General features: G+C 46.7%; 11 protein-coding genes. 3 read left to right on the top strand and 8 right to left on the bottom strand.

Annotated elements, in window-relative coordinates; translation table 11 throughout:
- Positions 1-3 precede the first annotated feature (3 nt).
- The 6 genes from A596_RS06530 to A596_RS06505 all read right to left on the bottom strand — a co-directional run bounded on the left by A596_RS06530 (position 4) and on the right by A596_RS06505 (position 10,045).
- Positions 4-1,947, bottom strand: coding sequence for a MacB family efflux pump subunit (locus A596_RS06530; protein ID WP_039913337.1), 1,944 nt, complete (start codon positions 1,945-1,947; stop codon positions 4-6).
- Positions 1,947-3,344 carry an efflux RND transporter periplasmic adaptor subunit gene (locus A596_RS06525; protein WP_200882881.1) on the bottom strand — a complete coding sequence of 466 codons (1,398 nt, stop codon included), beginning with the start codon at positions 3,342-3,344 and terminating at the stop codon, positions 1,947-1,949. The genes A596_RS06530 and A596_RS06525 overlap by 1 nt, the downstream gene beginning before the upstream one ends.
- Positions 3,345-3,416: 72 nt before the next feature.
- Positions 3,417-4,238: a PepSY-associated TM helix domain-containing protein gene (locus A596_RS23480; RefSeq protein ID WP_052417305.1), complete on the bottom strand. Its 822-nt coding sequence runs from the start codon at positions 4,236-4,238 to the stop codon at positions 3,417-3,419.
- A 74-nt stretch (positions 4,239-4,312) separates the two neighbouring features.
- Positions 4,313-6,739, bottom strand: coding sequence for a TonB-dependent receptor domain-containing protein (locus tag A596_RS06515; protein ID WP_039913336.1), 2,427 nt, complete (start codon positions 6,737-6,739; stop codon positions 4,313-4,315).
- Between the two features lie 133 nt (positions 6,740-6,872).
- Positions 6,873-7,553, bottom strand: coding sequence for a Fe2+-dependent dioxygenase (locus tag A596_RS06510; protein ID WP_039914361.1), 681 nt, complete (start codon positions 7,551-7,553; stop codon positions 6,873-6,875).
- 119 nt (positions 7,554-7,672) lie between these two features.
- Positions 7,673-10,045 (bottom strand): catecholate siderophore receptor Fiu, encoded by a 2,373-nt coding sequence (locus A596_RS06505; protein ID WP_039913334.1) that lies wholly within the window; start codon positions 10,043-10,045, stop codon positions 7,673-7,675.
- A gap of 237 nt (positions 10,046-10,282) precedes the next feature.
- On the opposite strand from A596_RS06505, the gene A596_RS06500 reads away from it, so the two are divergent.
- Positions 10,283-11,062, top strand: a complete 780-nt coding sequence (locus tag A596_RS06500) for a substrate-binding periplasmic protein (RefSeq protein WP_052417304.1) — start codon at positions 10,283-10,285, stop codon at positions 11,060-11,062.
- 45 nt (positions 11,063-11,107) lie between these two features.
- Here the strand turns inward: A596_RS06500 and nfuA are convergent, their stop codons facing one another.
- Positions 11,108-11,695 (bottom strand): Fe-S biogenesis protein NfuA, encoded by a 588-nt coding sequence (gene nfuA, locus A596_RS06495; protein ID WP_039913333.1) that lies wholly within the window; start codon positions 11,693-11,695, stop codon positions 11,108-11,110.
- A 376-nt stretch (positions 11,696-12,071) separates the two neighbouring features.
- Between nfuA and A596_RS06490 the strand changes: the two genes are divergently transcribed.
- Together A596_RS06490 and metH are read left to right on the top strand one after the other, a co-directional pair.
- The gene (locus tag A596_RS06490; RefSeq protein ID WP_039913332.1) at positions 12,072-12,296 is read left to right on the top strand and encodes a hypothetical protein; all 225 of its coding nucleotides are present in this window, start codon (positions 12,072-12,074) and stop codon (positions 12,294-12,296) included.
- Positions 12,297-12,533: 237 nt separating this feature from the next.
- Entirely contained in the window at positions 12,534-16,259 is a 3,726-nt protein-coding gene (gene metH / locus A596_RS06485) for a methionine synthase (protein ID WP_039913331.1), read from the top strand.
- A gap of 64 nt (positions 16,260-16,323) precedes the next feature.
- Here the strand turns inward: metH and A596_RS06480 are convergent, their stop codons facing one another.
- Positions 16,324-16,752 (bottom strand): VOC family protein, encoded by a 429-nt coding sequence (locus tag A596_RS06480; RefSeq protein ID WP_039913330.1) that lies wholly within the window; start codon positions 16,750-16,752, stop codon positions 16,324-16,326.
- Positions 16,753-17,140 lie beyond the last annotated feature (388 nt).

Genomic DNA, 17,140 nt, shown 5'->3' with positions numbered 1-17,140 from the left:
CCATTACTCCGTAGCCAAAGCAGCAACCGGATCAAGGTGAGCCGCTTTACGTGCTGGTAAATATCCAAATAACAAACCGGTTAAAAACGCACAGCTAAATGCCATGACGACCGGGAATAATGAATAGGCTACCGGAGTGCCAAAGTGGGCGATCAACGCAGCTGTGCCCAAACCCAACACCACACCTATCACGCCGCCGATGGCAGAAACAACCAGCGCCTCAATTAAAAATTGCTGCATAATGTGGCGAGTGCGCGCGCCCGTTGCCATGCGAATACCAATTTCGCGGGTGCGCTCCGTTACGCTCACCAACATAATATTCATCACCCCGATACCACCAACGAGTAGGGAAATTGCAGCAATAGATCCCAACAAAAAAGTCATGGTATTTTGCGTTTCAGAAACCATATCGATGAGCGATGACATGCTGCGAATCTGGAAATCCTCAGTGCCATGCCGCTCCATCATCAACGCATGAATACGGGTTTGCACTTCTTCCATATTTTTTTCTTCGTCCACTGAAACCGTAATATTGCGCAAAAATTTCTGGCCAATTACGCGCAAGCTACCGGTGTTAAACGGTACAAAAACTTTGTCGTCCTGATCTTGCCCGCCGGGGTCAGCGCCGCGCTCGCTCATCACACCAATGACCTGGAACAATACGTTGTTGATGATAATAAATTCACCAATCGGGTTTTGCTCCGCAAATAATTTTGTAGCAACTGTTTTTCCGAGTACAACTACGGTTGCGTAATTGGCTTCGTCTTCTTCTGAGAAAAAAGTTCCTTGAGCCACGTCCCATTTGCGCGCGAACGGGAATTTGGCAGCAGTTGCAGTGACTTCCGTACTGTGATCCACATTGCCGTAGCGTAAAGTGTAACTCCCATTAATTTCCGGCAGTGCTGCTGCAACGTGGGGCAAGGTTGCAATGGCATAAACGTCTTCCGGTACCAGTGTTACCGAATCCCAACGAAAACGTTGGGTGGGTCCACCGGGCCTTACGAGTAATAAATTGCTGCCCATAGCACTAATACTATCCACTACGGATTTTTTCGCACCGTCACCAATGGCGAGCATACTAATAACAGAGGCAACGCCAATCACTATGCCGAGCAATGTCAAAATGGTGCGAAAAATATTGCTATACAGCGAGCGGAACGCTGTTCTGGTGGCCTCCACAATTTCAGTTTTTAATGCAGATTCGCCGCGTAATACGTGCTCTTCTACCGGTAACTCTTTAGGAATAATTGGCCCCGGGTCAGAGACAATTTCACCGTCGCGAATTTCGATTAGTCGCTGTGCATGATGGGCAACTTCAGCGTCGTGGGTAATAAGAATAATAGTGTGCCCCTGCGCTGACAGCTCTTTCAGCAAGCGCATCACTTCTTTGCCGCTGTGACTATCCAGTGCACCGGTTGGCTCGTCCGCCAAAATAATTTGGCCACCATTCATTAACGCCCGTGCAATGGAAACACGCTGCTGTTGCCCACCCGACAATTGATTAGGGCGGTGATGCAAGCGCTCTTGTAAACCCAACGAACTTAATAGTTGGGTCGAGCGTTCACGGCGTGCCTGTGGTGACAAACCGGAATAAGTCGCCGGCATTTCCACATTTTCGCACGCGGTTGAACCAGCCAATAAATTGTAACTTTGGAACACAAAGCCAAATGCTTCGCGGCGCAATTGCGCAAGGCCATCGGTATCCAGCTCAGCAACATTTTTTCCATCAAAAAAATAATCGCCCGTTGTTGCGCGATCAAGGCAACCGAGCAGGTTCATCAAGGTTGATTTACCGGAGCCCGATTGCCCCATGATCGCGACAAATTCACCGGGATAGATTTCCAAATCAATGCCGTGTAAAACCTGGGTCGCAATTTCACCATTGCGAAATGTTTTGGTAACGCCGGCTAACTTGATCAGCGGTTGGATAGGATTAGCAGCGCCCATTAACGTCTACCCATTCCCGGACCACCGAAACCACCCGCGGGTGCTACTTTGACCTGGTTCGGCTTGCTGCTGCCGCTGACAACTTTTTCGCCTTCCTTCAAGCCTTCAAGAATTTGCGCTTGCACACGGTTGGTAACACCAACCAATACTTTGCGCTCTTCAACATCCCCTTTTTCATTCATGACTTTAACAATTGCCGGACGCGGTTGATTACCGGTTGCGCCCTGCCCTTGCATATTATTTTCGCGACGCTGCCGCCATTCGCTATTACCTTGTTGCGAATTTGCAACAGGCGGTTTTTCCCCTTGTGCATCCGGCAAATTTTTAGCGCTGGCTTGAGGGCCACCTTGAGGACGCATGCCGCGCAGTGGAGCAAAACTGACCGCAGACATAGGTACCAGTAATGTATCTTTTGCCTGGGATTCAACAAAAAATACTTGCGTGCTCATCTGCGTCATCAACAAACGATTTTCATTGGGCACATCGAATAATGCGTTATATAGCACCACATTATTGAGGATTTCCGGTGTGGGCTGGATGCGATCCAGCTTACTGTACCAACGGCGCCCCTGGCTTCCCAACGTTGTGAAATATACCGGCATATCTTTACGTAGCTTGCCGATATCCGCTTCGGAAACTTGCGTCTGTACCGTCATGGTAGACAAATCAGCCACACGCATGATTGTCGGTGCTTGCTGGTTGGTGTTGAGCGTTTGACCTTGACGGGAGGTGATGGATACCACAGTGCCATCAATAGGTGCGTAAATTTTGGCGTAGTTTAAATTGGCTGCTTCAACCCGCAAGGTCGATTCAATTTGTTCAATTTGAGCCTGTAAGGATTTAAGTTGCGCACGCGACGATTTCAAATTGGCATCGGCAGTTTCCAGGGCCTCGCTTGTAGTGGCATCTTCAGCAAATAAATTTTGTTCGCGCTTGTAGTTGATTTCGGCAAGCTTCAATTGCGCTTCGCGATCCAGTAATTGGGCTTTTTGGTTTTGCAATTGCGCGCGGGTTGCATCTACTTTAGCGGCATAAACAGTTGCATCAATTTCAGCAAGCAAATCACCTGCCTTCACTTCGCTGCCTACGTCTACATGCAACTTTTCCAACTGGCCCGAAACCTGTGCCCCCACATCAACGTAATCCTGCGGCTGTAATGTTCCGGTAGCAGTTACCAGGTTTTCAATATCGCCGCGCATTACGGCTTCAGTGGTCAACACTACTTCATTTTCATCTTTGCCAAAGGCCAGTTTCCACAGCCCCCAAATAACAAGCAAAATGACAACAACCAATAGTGCCAGGCCTTTTGGTTGACGCAGGAATGATGTGGAGATTCCAGAGGATTGCATAATATTTTTCTCGTCCAGTATTTTATGGCGCGAGTATACCTTATGCATAAAACGAAAAGGCCGCGCAGGCTTTAGATGAACACTTGTTTCACAATCTACAGCATTGTTTTTCAACAATAATTAATAGACATCGCGACAATAGCGGCGCTGCTCACCGGGTTTGGCATCGCGCGAAAAAACCCGATCAACCCGAGTTAATAAACCCATATTGTGCCAACGTTGAAGATCTGCATTAAAAAAATTATCGGTTGCTGCGGAGCGCTCACCAAACAATAACCAATTGCGGGTATCGGCGCGCGCGGGATTGGCCAAATGGGAGCGCAAGCCCGCAATGCCGGTACCATTGCCGATTAAAATCAGCGGGCAATTATTGTCCGGTGAGTGAAAATTTTTATTGGTGCGAATACGCAATCGAATTGGTTGTTGGACACCGGCATGAACGCTTAACCAACCAGAACCCAAATCCAAATCCAAATCCAAATCCAAATCCAAATCCAAATGATAGCGCCCGGGCGCAACATTCACCTGGCGCACCAATAAATCGAGTGTATTTTCATGAGGCACGGAGGCAATCGAGTACTCGCGATGGGGTAATTCTATAAGCGAATTCACCAATGCCGCGTCATGCATTTTTTTTAATTCAGTGAATCGATCTTCACTCACAAACAGATCCTTGTATAGTAATAACGCCGGATGAATAGTGTCACGTGCTAATTGCTGCAAAAATCGCTGTATGGTTTGCTCACTATTGCCGGGCCCTATTTCAGCAATATCACCGGCATTCCAACTCATTGCAGTAACCGTCGTGACCTTTGGTTCAGCATTAATTTGCGAGGCGTGATTGAGTGTGATGCCGGTGATAGCAAATAACAGCATGCCGATCAAACAAATTGCAGAACTGATCCAGTGCCACTCACGAAGTCCTCCCGGATAAATTTTCATTCGAATTTTGTTCACCTTTTAAAAAATACGCAGGGCCCCTCGCTAAAGGAGCCCTGCGTGAATATTTACATTTTCTAGAATCTGGCGTTTACTCCGATCCAGAAATTACGCGCTTTGTCTTTGTTGTTGTAATGGTCCAGGTAACTCGCCTGGTAGCCCGTTACATCATCACCGGAAAATACACAATTATTACCACTGTCGCATTCAACAAAACTCAAGTCGTAACCAGTGAAATCACGATCCAGTAAATTGTTAATGCGCGCATTAATAGTGACGGTTTCGCTGGCTTTATAAGAGGCACCCAGATGCAATACTTCATAACTTTTGAAGTACAACTCGCGTTGGGCAGTAGCATCCCAGGTGTTGTAACGGTCCGAATTGAATTCGGTGATGAGCGAAACATTTAACTTGTCTGTCGCAAACCACTCTAAAGTCGCATTTGCCATGTGTTTGGCGGAGTTGCCCAGCGGACGGCCTTTTTGGGCACCGCTTTTTTGCTCGCTGTCGGTATAGGTGTAATTGGCACGCAACGCCCAACCATTGAGGATTTGCCAGCGGCCAGCGACTTCAAGCCCTTGGATTACGACTTCATCAATGTTTACCGTTTTGGTGCTATTGGAGTACCCAAGGTCAGAGTAGTCACCCGTGCCAGCACAGGCAATTCCAGTCACACCGCCACAGGGTTGCGAGGCAATTTTATCGTCGAACTTATTGTGGAATGCGGTAACGTTGAAGTTATGGCCTTTGGAATGCTGCCAATAAGCAGCCAACTCTGTGCTGGTACTGGTCTCAGGTTCAAGATCAGGATTTCCAAATTGTGGAGACACGCCCTGGCCACCAAAACCTACTACACCATCGTATAGCTGGGTGGTCTTCGGGGTTTTAAAACCGGTACTGACACCGCCCTTCACAGTCCATTGCTCGCTCAGGGTGTAAGTGCCATAAAGACGTGGACTGAGGTTATCGCCAAATACTTCATGGTCGTCATAACGCAAACCGGCGGTAATCCCCAATGGACTTATTACATACCAGGTATCTTCGGCAAATAGCGAGTACATGTTGTGCTCTTGCTTACCGCCGGGCGTACCTGCTTCCATGCCGAATACACCATCTTCCAGCTCGCCCTGGATCACCTGGGCACCTACAACCGCAACGTGCTCACCCGCCAACTCAAAAGGCATGTCCAGCTTTGCATCAAACGTATATTGGTTGCTGGACATAGTGCGCTTCGGGCGGGGCAGGAAAGTGGCCTCTGCCAATGCCCTGCGTTGCTCGACAGTCAGTGATGAATATTGGCCTGCGCCATTCATCATCGCGAGCAACTGCTGACGCTCGGCAACAGTGAACGGCATGGTACGGCCGTGGTTATTGGTATCGACATAAGATAAGGAGATGAAACTGTTACCCAAATCCCATTTGCCCTCATGGGATAGCGACCAGGTATCGCGCGAGAACTCCTGGGTTGCACTGTAACCAGCCTGGGGATTGGCACGGGTGCAATTTCCCCTCGCAATACAGTTATTCGGGGTCGCACTCCAAATGGAACCAATATTATCGACCGTGCCCACGGGATACTCCTGCACCCCGGCGTCATTTGTACGCGGAGTGTTGTCGTATTCCTGGGTTGATGTATCGATATCAAACCAGATGCTTTGATTAGCAGTCGGTGTCCAGGAAAGCCGTGCCCCCAGGGACTCGTTTTCATTGTCGACTGTTTTACCCCCACTGCCGAAACCCAATGACCGGATACGGGTTTCGCCATTCGGATATACCACCGGAGCATAGCTGGGAGTGGATGCTTCACGATTATAAAAACTACCGCGCAGGGCAAGCCCGACCTTGCCCGGAATTACAGGGCCCATCACATTAAAATCGGTAGTGATGTCATCGCCATAGGCATCATCTGTTTGACTGGTACGGCTGTGGCTGATTGATCCTTGCCATTTATCTGTCACCTTTTTGGTGATGATATTGATAACACCGCCCATTGCATCTGCACCGTACAGCGTAGATGCAGGGCCGCGAATCACTTCGATCCGCTCAACAGCATCCATGGGTGGAATATGCCCGAACTGGTTACCGCCAAAGTTGTTGGGATAAATATCGCCATGGTTATTTTGGCGCTTACCATCGACCAGGATAAGCGTGTAATCGGCACCCATCCCACGCATTGAGATGGTGCCCTGCCCGGTTTTATCGCGGGTTTCACCAACATCCACCCCTTCCAGATCGCGCACTGCATCCAACAATGTCACGTAGGGGCGCCTGGTCAGTTCCTCGCCCGTAATCACTGAAATGCTGGCCGGTGCATCCGTCACTTTTTGCTCGTAACCAGCCGCTGTAATAACGACTGTTTGCAAACGTTGTGGCTCATTCGCGGCAACACTTGCACCTGTAAACAGGGTAACGGGGACAAAAAAAGTCATCGATGCACCACGAACAGCTTTCGACAGGATTGATTGTGACGGCAAATTAATGCGCGGACGGGTAGATATCATCATAGCCTCTTAACACAGTTTTAATAAGAATCTAAATGATAATACATATCATTAACAGGCGTATCAAACCCATTTTTATCAGGATTTGTTAGGGATTTGTCCTCTAAATGTCCATGCCCTGCCCAAAAAACCATCATCAAACCTGCGCCCATTGCCGCAACAGATTGTGATAATGGCCGGTCAAGCCCACAATTTCTTCGCTATCACCCACCTTTTGGCGCAATGACTGGATATTGCAATCCAGCTCGTATAACAAATTCCGTTGCCAATCATCACGTACCATACTCTGGGTCCAGAAAAAACTGCTCACGCGCTCACCGCGTGTAACAGGCTCAACCTGATGCAAACTGGTAGCGGGATATAAAATCAAATCCCCCGCAGGCAGTTTTACGTCGTGGCTGCCGTAAGTGTCTTGCACAATTAATTCGCCACCGTCGTATTCATCAGGCTCTGATAAAAACAGGGTGGATGACACATCGGTACGCAAACTTAAATTGCTGCCGGGAATTAAGCGTATGGCGCCATCAACATGAAAACCGTAATGCTCACCACCGTTATAGGCATTAAATAATGGTGGAACTATTCGCAATGGCAGAGCAGCAGACATAAAAACCGGATTCGCATAAAGTGCTTTTAAAATAATTTCGCCCAGCTCACGGGCAACAATCCCATCAACTGCCAGCTGGCGATTTTTTTTCACCTGCGAGCCTTGCACGCCAACGGTAGCTTTGCCATCAATCCAATCAGCCTGATTCAAGCGAGTGCGGAATTCTGCGACTTGTTGTTTGGTTAGCACTTCAGGAATGTGGATTAACATAACGCCCTCGTAGGGGCGCACTTCATTGCGCCCTGTTTTTACCTGTTGTTTTTTGCACTCCTGCAATGCACAGGGGCGCGATAAATCGCGCCCCTGCCAATTCGCATTAAACCGGTTGATTAGAATGCGAAGTTAACACCCAGTCGAGCAGACAATGGCGCACCGGGATAATAACGTGCGCCGCTGTTATTCAAGCTCGCAACATAATCCTCATCTGTCAGGTTGAGGACATTCAGTTGCACGCTGATATTTTTGTTAATCGGGTAAGAAGCCATTGCATCCAAAACCCAGTAATCACCAAACTCAAGTACGGAACGCGTGCTGAGCGCTGTTGAATTTACTATGCTGGAACTCACCATGGTATCTATGTAACGCGCACCGCCACCAATCACCAAACCACTGTCAAAGGTATAGCTATTCCACAGTGTAAAAGTCGTCTTTGGTGACCACTGGATCGCACCACCCTCGTTGTTGCCAGACGCTTCGTTTGTAGTGGTATCCGGGTTATCGACAGTGCGGTTACCGCGGGTGATCTCGTTATCCATAAATGCAAGGCCAGCACTGATTTGCCACTTGTCCGTCAAGGCACCCACAACGCCTAACTCCAAACCTTCAACCTGCTTTTCACCGACAGCAACAGATGAACCATCCGCATTAGTGGCAATTTCATTTTCGTTAGTGCTGCGGAACAACGCCGCAGTCAGGAACAATTTGTTATCCAATACATTCCACTTGGTGCCCAATTCAGTATTGGTACCTTTTTGGGGGTCCATGTTGGGGCTATTGATATTGTTAGTCGCATTCGTGGTATTTAACGAAAAGTTCGCGCCGCCCGGTGGTAACTGGGACGTTGCATAACTCACATAAATCGAACCATTGGCTGCCGGCTTATATACACCGCCTAATTTCCAACCCACCAACTCGTCGGTCAAATGCGCATCACTCGCTAACAAAGTACCGATTGGTACAGTTTGTACGGCAGGTGCAGTCACCGCGGCCTGGCGGGTAATAACGTCTGTCCTGGTGTGGAAACGATCAGCGCGAACACCGGCACTCAATTCCCATTGATCGTTCAGGGTAATAGTGTCTTGTGCATAAAAGGCGTAAGTAGAGGTTTCACCATCCGTTTTTCCACCGGTACGACGCACAGGCTGGAACACATCATCAGTACGCGGGCTATAGAGATTGGCATTAACCTGGGGCATTGTTGATGACGATGTTGGCGATAGGAATGGAATGCCCAAGGTGTAGTTCAGTTGGCTTTCGTAAATAAATTCAACGCCGGAACTCAGATCATGTTTGATGCTACCGGTTTCAAATGAGGCAGTCAGGTTGGTCTGGTTGGTAAGGATTTGATTGGTTTGGTCCTTACCCTGGCGCGAACGCGAAATTGTCCATGTATCCGAATTTGACGGGGTCACGAAGGTGACTGTATTAACACCGGTCAATACCTGATCCTGATTAGTGCGACCATAACGCGAGGTATTGCGCAGGGTCACTCCTTCAGCCAAATCCTGCTCAATACGAACAGTAACCATGTTGGCTTTTACATCGTTGAAATCGCTGGTTGAACCGTAGAAGTTTTCAGTGTCTGCACGCTTGGGGGTTTGGCCTTTTAATGCACCTGTTGCAAAAATCGCGTTGTAATAACCATCCAAGCCGATAGTTGGTATACCGCCATCCGGAATGCCGGATTGCTCCATCGATAAAATATTGATGTAAGTGCGGGTACCCGTTCCAAGCCCCAAAGCAAGGGATGCTGCAACGCCCTGGAAATTACTTTCCACTTCATCGCGACCATCAACACCGGCATCTTGCTTCATCAAGTTAACGCGCAATGCGGAACTTTCACCTAGGGTGCGGTTTACATCCACAGTTGCGCGTTTGTAATCCGAGGTTCCCACATTCACAGTGCCAGAGGTTGCATCTTCCTGGTTCGCTAATTTGGAGCTCAGGTTTACATAACCTGATGCCGCGCCACGGCCATTGTCTACACCCGCTGGACCCTTAGAAATTTCAACTTGCTCAGTATTAAAAGTATCGCGGCTGATGCTACCCAAATCGCGGATTCCATCGACGTAAATACTGCCCTGGGTGTCAAAACCGCGCATGAAGATGGAATCACCGGTAGAGGTGTTGCCATTCTCCCCCATCAACATGGTGATACCCGGAGTGTTGCGCAGTGCCTCACTCAATGTTGTTGCAGCTTGTTGTTGGAAAAGTTCTTTTTTCACAACCACAATAGTTTGTGGGGTATCTACCAGTGGTTGGGTAAGTTTTGGCGAGCTGGCTTTGTCAGCTTTGAAAGAAGCAATTGCATCAGCTTCTACTTTTACCGCATCCAGCTTTTTTGCGTCTTTAGTATCGTCAGCCGCCATTACACCGGCTGAAGCCAGCAACATAGCAGAGGACAACGCAGTTACAGTGAGTTGCGAGGAAGTAATGCGCTTTTTAGAAACTATATGCGCAGATAAAGATTTGGATTTGGTCATAACTATGCCTTTGGGTAATAAATATATGCATTTAATAAATTTAACCAAATTTTATCGATAGTCATTAACATTTACAATGATAATAATTCTTATTTGATATTTTATTTTTTTAACACTTAATTAAATGAGACGTCATTCTCCTTCTATATAGTTATTTAAATTATTGATCATATAACAAAATGCGCTTAATCTTGGAATTAGATGCTACAAATAAGCCCCGGCAGGAGTAATCAACCAATGGTTAAATATTGGACTTATGCATGGCTACTACTGAGCCTCGCAGCCCCGTCGCTGCATGCAGAAAGCGTATCTGAAAAAGTTGCCGGGGAAGATGTTGATACCTCTATCCGTATTCGCCTGGGTGCAGAGGATTCATGGCCGCCCTATTCTGATGAGCACGGCCAGGGGATATCTACTGAATTGATCAAAGCGGCTTTTGCCAAATCAGGTTTATACCCCACTTTTCAAGTGCTGCCCTACGCCCGGGTTTTACATGACCTCGCATCCGGTAAAATTGATGGTGGCTACAACGTAACACTCCAATCCACCACAAAAGATAAATACTTGTTTGGTAAAGTCCCGCTGCTCACCGTGGAGTCTTACTGGTTTTTTCTACCCGACGCTTTTCCAGATATAAAACGTATCGAAGACATTCCGGCTAAATTCCGGGTGGGGTTTATTCGCGACTATGAATATGGCGATATTTACGAACAACATCGCGATCGATTCACCGAAATACCGCTTACCCAGCAATCACAAATAATCCGCATGCTCAGACAAGGGCGTATTGATGCTGCCGTCATGTTTGATCGCGAAGCGGAATTTGCCTTGAAAAAAATGGGATTGGAAAACAACACACTCGACAAACGTTTTATCAACCATCGAGGCGATGTTTACGTTGCTTTTTCACACAAAAGCCCACGGGCGAGGTTATTGGCAGGACAATTGGACGAAGGACTAATCGCCCTGAAAAACAGCGGCGAATATGAAGCGTTAATCAATAAAAGCTCTCACTAAAAAAAATACCGCACAGCGGCGGTATTTTTATCTGTCGCACAATAACTACATGTATGCGTTTGATCGATCCGTATGGTCAGTCACATCGCGAATACCTTTCAACTCAGGTAACTTGTCCATCAATTGAACTTCAATACCCTGCTTTAGGGTAATCGCAACGGATCCACACCCCTGGCAACCACCGCCAAACTTCAATATCGCAATCATATCCGGCGTCACTTCTACCAGGCTCACATTCCCACCGTGGGAGGCAAGGCTTGGATTTACATCGTTGTAAAGCACATAGTTAATACGATCTTCCAGCGGGCTGTCATCCGTCACACGGGGCATTTTTGAGTTGGGTGCACGGATAGTAAGCTGCCCCCCCATACGATCTGCAGAGTAATCTACCTTCGCATCTTCCAAAAATGGCAGGCTGCGCTCTTCAAAGTAAGCACTAAAACCATTCAAAGGGACAATCACATCGCCCTCTTTTTGCTCACCCGGCCGACAATAGGCGATACAGGTCTCCGCGCTGGGTGTTCCCGGATTGGCAACAAACATACGTATACCAATACCGTCATTGTCTTTTTGCTTGTCCAACAGCTCTTTCAAATACTTTTGGGCAGATTCAGTGATATCGACGTTAACCATATAAACCTTTTAATAAATCCTGGGCAGGGAACAAACAATACCCGATCAAATTACTCGGGTATTCTACTGTATTGACCTGCGACTACGCACTAGGATTTTGCAATCATCGCCATAGCTGTTCTGTAAATACCTCGAATTTGTAACCCCGGATAGAGAGTCATTTGAGCAGTTTTATGCGCCATTATTTTATTTTCATGGATAGTAAGCACACTCAGCTATTAAAAAATATGAATTTGACCGCCTGTCGGAAATGAAAACCCATTGAGAAATTTAATTACGTAATAACCCCTTAAGGAAACTATGCTTTTATGGTGTGAAGTGTGCATACAAAATTTTGTGATGCATGTATCATTTCACGCCAAACAGGAGTACTGACATGAACAATGAATCAAGCACCTTTTTACTCACCCCGAAAAACCTGCGTATTACCCTTTACATTAGCCTCGTTGTAGCGCATTTGCTGTTTGGTGTGCTTTATCCCGAATCCATTGCTATCGCAGCTTTAGGCTTTGCGTTCTTTGCAGCGTTAGTGCTTTTCCAGCTTCGCCCTGCTCATCCGCAAGCCATTAAAGTTGAAAAAACTGTTCACCTGGACAAATAAATAGTGACGCCAGGGATACTGGAATCACTTAATGTGCTTTACCCCCCTCGATTTAAAATGGGGCAATCAACCCAAAAGCCTGCGCAGTTTATGCTCAACGGGCACGCTCCCCGTCTCTCTTAATCAGCCCTTTCATACACTTTTCTGCTAGAATTCATGCCACTTTGAATATCAATTTTTTTTGATATTGCACTCTGATTTTTATTCTTTTAAAAGATTTCCATTGATAGGTTTTCCATGACTGCACCTGCTGCCCTGCAAGCTCGTATTGATTCCCTCCATAATGCCATTAAAGAACGCATCCTGATTCTGGATGGCGGAATGGGCACGATGATCCAAAGCTACAAACTGAAGGAAGCAGACTATCGCGGCGAGCGTTTTGCCAACTATCACATGGATATCGCCGGCAACAACGATTTGCTCTGCATAACCAAGCCAGACGTTATCCGTGAAATCCAGCGCGCTTACCTTGAGGCTGGTGCCGATATTCTGGAAACCAATACGTTCAATGCCACACGTATTTCCATGGCCGACTACGACATGGAAGACCTTGTACCAGAGCTCAATTTTGCTGCCGCCAAACTTGCACGCGAATTATGCGATGAACTGACAGCCCAAAATCCTGCCAAACCGCGCTTTGTAGCCGGCGTGCTTGGTCCCACCAGCCGTACCTGTTCAATTTCGCCTGATGTAAATGATCCCGGGGCACGCAACGTCACTTTCGATCAATTGGTTGAAAACTATGTCGAAGCCACTGATGCGCTGGTTAAAGGCGGTGCCGACATTATTTTGATCGAAACCATTTTCGATACACTCAACGCCAAAGCCGCCGTTTTCGCCGTGCAAAAATATTTTGACGCTACCGGCTTTGAATTGCCGATTATGATTTCCGGCACAATCACCGATGCGTCAGGGCGCACCCTTTCAGGTCAAACAACAGAAGCGTTTTATAACTCGCTCGCCCACGCTCGCCCACTGAGCATGGGTTTGAACTGCGCACTGGGTGCAAAAGAATTACGCCAATATGTACAGGAAATGTCACGCGTCGCGAATTGCTTTGTGTCAGCGCATCCCAACGCCGGTTTACCCAATGAATTTGGCGAATATGATCAAACTGCGGAAGAAATGGTAGCGATTGTTGAAGAGTTTGCCGCAAGTGGATTCTTAAATATTATCGGCGGCTGCTGTGGTACCACACCAGCGCACATCAAGGCACTTGCCGGTGCGATGACAAAATATCCCCCACGTTCTATTCCCGCTATTGAACCTGCATGTCGCTTATCCGGCCTTGAACCATTCAACATTACCAAAGAATCATTATTCGTAAATGTGGGTGAACGCTGTAACGTTACCGGCTCTGCACGTTTTAAACGTTTGATTGTGGAAGAGGATTATTCCACCGCCCTGGAAGTTGCATTAGAACAAGTTGAAAACGGTGCGCAAATCATTGATATCAACATGGATGAAGGCATGCTCGATGCCGAAAAAGCCATGGTGCGCTTTTTAAATTTAATTGCAGGCGAACCGGATATTGCACGTGTACCCATCATGGTGGACTCATCCAAGTGGGATGTGATCGAAGCCGGTTTGAAATGTATTCAAGGCAAACCCATTGTTAACTCCATCAGCTTGAAAGAAGGCGAAGAGGAGTTTTTACAAAAAGCAAAATTGTGTATGCGTTACGGCGCCGCCGTGGTGGTAATGGCATTTGATGAAACCGGTCAAGCTGACACTATGGAGCGCAAAAAAGAAATTTGTGAGCGTTCTTATCGCACTCTGGTTGATAAATTAAATTTTCCACCGGAAGATATTATTTTCGATCCAAATATTTTTGCAGTTGCAACCGGCATTGAAGAACATAATAACTACGCTGTAGATTTTATTGAAGCTACCCGCTGGATTCGCACTAATTTACCTCATGCCGGCGTGAGCGGTGGTGTATCTAACGTATCATTTTCTTTCCGCGGTAATAATCCGGTACGCGAAGCGATTCATTCTGTCTTCTTATACCATGCAATTAAAGCCGGCATGAATATGGGGATTGTTAATGCCAGCCAACTGGCTGTATATGACGATTTGCCGCAGGAATTAAAAGATAAGGTCGAAGATGTAATTCTTAATCGCCACAGTGGAGGTACTGAAGCGCTGCTTGATATCGCCGAAAAATATCGCGGTGAGGGCGCCGCCGGTGAAGTAAAAGAAGATGCAGAATGGCGTTCACTGCCTATCGCAAAACGCATTGAGCACGCACTAGTAAAAGGTATTTCCACACATATTGAAGCCGATACCGAAGAAGCTCGCCAACACTATCCGCGTCCGCTTGATGTTATTGAAGGTCCATTGATGGACGGCATGAATGTGGTGGGGGATTTATTCGGCGAAGGTAAAATGTTTCTGCCCCAGGTGGTGAAATCAGCGCGCGTAATGAAACAATCAGTGGCTTATTTGCAACCATTTATCGAAAACGAAAAAACCGAAGCATCAAAACCGAATGGCAAAATTTTGATGGCCACAGTAAAAGGCGACGTACACGATATCGGCAAAAACATTGTTGGTGTAGTTTTACAATGCAACAACTTCGAAGTAGTTGACCTTGGCGTAATGGTGCCGTGCGATAAAATCATTGACACTGCCGTCGAACAAAACTGTGACATTATCGGCCTCTCCGGTTTGATTACTCCTTCGCTGGATGAAATGGTATTTGTAGGGCGTGAAATGGAACGTCGCGGCATCAACAAACCGCTGTTAATTGGTGGCGCGACAACATCCAAAGCGCACACTGCCGTAAAAATTGACCCGGTATTTAAACTTAACCAGGTTATCTATGTGGCGGATGCATCGCGCGCCGTCGGCGTTGCCAGCACCCTGCTCTCAAATGAACTTCGTCCGAAATTTGTAGAGGATATCAAGCAAGAATATATAGAAGTGCGAGAGCGTAATGCTAATCGTAAACCACGTGGCACAGTGAGAACCTATCCCGAAGCAATCGCCAAAGGATTGAAACTCGATTGGGAAAATTACACACCACCAACACCGGCGTTCATCGGTATCAAAGTATTTGAAGATTATGATTTAAATACATTGGTTGAATTCATTGATTGGACCCCATTCTTTATCAGCTGGGATCTCGCCGGAAAATACCCGCGTATTCTGGAAGATGAAATCGTCGGCGAAGCAGCGCGCAATTTATTTGCCGACGCACAAGAAATGCTGCGTAAATTGATCGATGAAAAATTAATTAAAGCCAATGGTGTTATCGGATTCTGGCCAGCAAATACTGTCAACGCAGATGACATTGACGTATATGATGATGCCGGAAATAAAATCGATACTCTGCACCACATTCGTCAACAACACCTCAAACAAGGTATGGAAACCAAGCCACATTATTCGTTAGCGGATTACATTGCACCGAAAGAAACTGGAAAGCAGGACTATATTGGCGGCTTTGCGGTTACTACCGGCATAGGTGCGGAAGAGCTTGCGAAGCAATATCAGGATAACGGCGATGATTACAACAGCATCATGGTTAAAGCCCTTGCCGACCGTTTGGCAGAAGCATTTGCTGAACATATGCACCTACGTGTGCGCAAGGAATTCTGGGGTTATGACCGCGACGAAAATCTGGATAATGAAGAGCTCATTAAAGAGCAATACAAAGGTATCCGCCCTGCTCCCGGTTATCCCGCTTGTCCGGATCACACCGAAAAAGCGACACTATTTAAATTATTAAACGCAGAAAAAAATACCGGAATTACGCTAACTGAACACTTTGCAATGCTGCCAACAGCTGCAGTATCCGGTTGGTATTTTTCGCACCCTGAATCAGAATACTTCAATACCGGAAAAATCGAAAAGGATCAAATTGAAAGCCTGGCTCAACGCAAAGGAGTAAATGTATTGGAAGTTGAGAGATGGTTAAGCCCGGTACTCGCTTATGAACCAGGGGCAGCCAACGAATAATTTTCAGAGACGGGGCTCACGCCCCGTCAGCACACCTTGCCCACGCAACCCGTGTAGACTGCTATTAAAAAGTAATTTTTATAGAAGCCGCGCTACGTTTCGCTTCGCCATGAAAAACTGCCTCAATATTATTTCCATCCGGATCAAGGACAAATGCTGCGTAATAACCGGGATGATAAGGCCTTTCACCTGGTTTTCCGTTATCGCGCCCACCATTCAATAATGCTGCGTTATAAAAGGCATCCACCTGTTTGCGGTCTTTTGCTTGAAATGCGAGATGATGTCGCCCGGTTAATGCGCCTTGGGCAGCTTTACTATCCGCACTAGAGACAAATAATTCATCCACCCAAAAGAAGTCCTCGCCAGTACCACCCATCGGTATTTCCAGGATTTCAAAGACCGCCGTATAAAATTTTTGCGAGGCAGGCAAATCACGCACAACCAATTGAATATGATCTATCAAACGCCCACGATGCAATTCTTGTGTTTCCATTTCAATCACCTATTCAAAAATGAACTTGTTGTAACAAAATAAACTTGTTGTAAATAGTGCCAACAATCTTGCTTTGGTTTTTTATTACCTTAAGATAGGATTACCTGTGCCCAAATATGTTCCCGCAACAGAAAATGCAATGCTCTACAAATTGTAAAAATTTGCTACCCACAGCAAATCATGTATAAAACGCCTCATGCAACCGATAAAATTAAATATTAATACTCCCATTAAAATGCGAAACTAGCCGCTGTTTATAGTACTTACATGGAGAAAGGATATGAAAAGATGTCTATTTATGGTGCCTTTACTGCTCTTGGGCTGCGGCGGAGATAATGATTCTTCAGGAAAAAACAAAGGTAATAGCAGTGCAAGCAGTAATGCACTT

The sequence above is a fragment of the Cellvibrio mixtus subsp. mixtus J3-8 genome (assembly GCF_000766945.1).
GTDB classification, from domain to species: Bacteria; Pseudomonadota; Gammaproteobacteria; order Pseudomonadales; family Cellvibrionaceae; genus Cellvibrio; species Cellvibrio mixtus_A.
Note: the sequence above shows the minus strand (reverse complement) of the source record. Positions and strands in the feature narration are given on the sequence as shown.

Excerpts from the sequence above, each read along its gene's own strand:
- A596_RS23480 (WP_052417305.1), bottom strand. The coding sequence starts at position 4,238 with ATGAAAATTTATCCGGGAGGACTTCGTGAGTGGCACTGGATCAGTTCT.
- A596_RS06505 (WP_039913334.1), bottom strand. The coding sequence starts at position 10,045 with ATGACCAAATCCAAATCTTTATCTGCGCATATAGTTTCTAAAAAGCGC.
- A596_RS06530 (WP_039913337.1), bottom strand. The coding sequence starts at position 1,947 with ATGGGCGCTGCTAATCCTATCCAACCGCTGATCAAGTTAGCCGGCGTT.
- A596_RS06510 (WP_039914361.1), bottom strand. The coding sequence starts at position 7,553 with ATGTTAATCCACATTCCTGAAGTGCTAACCAAACAACAAGTCGCAGAA.
- A596_RS06515 (WP_039913336.1), bottom strand. The coding sequence starts at position 6,739 with ATGATGATATCTACCCGTCCGCGCATTAATTTGCCGTCACAATCAATC.
- A596_RS06500 (WP_052417304.1), top strand. The coding sequence starts at position 10,283 with ATGGTTAAATATTGGACTTATGCATGGCTACTACTGAGCCTCGCAGCC.
- A596_RS06480 (WP_039913330.1), bottom strand. The coding sequence starts at position 16,752 with ATGGAAACACAAGAATTGCATCGTGGGCGTTTGATAGATCATATTCAA.
- A596_RS06490 (WP_039913332.1), top strand. The coding sequence starts at position 12,072 with ATGAACAATGAATCAAGCACCTTTTTACTCACCCCGAAAAACCTGCGT.
- metH (WP_039913331.1), top strand. The coding sequence starts at position 12,534 with ATGACTGCACCTGCTGCCCTGCAAGCTCGTATTGATTCCCTCCATAAT.
- nfuA (WP_039913333.1), bottom strand. The coding sequence starts at position 11,695 with ATGGTTAACGTCGATATCACTGAATCTGCCCAAAAGTATTTGAAAGAG.
- A596_RS06525 (WP_200882881.1), bottom strand. The coding sequence starts at position 3,344 with ATGCATAAGGTATACTCGCGCCATAAAATACTGGACGAGAAAAATATT.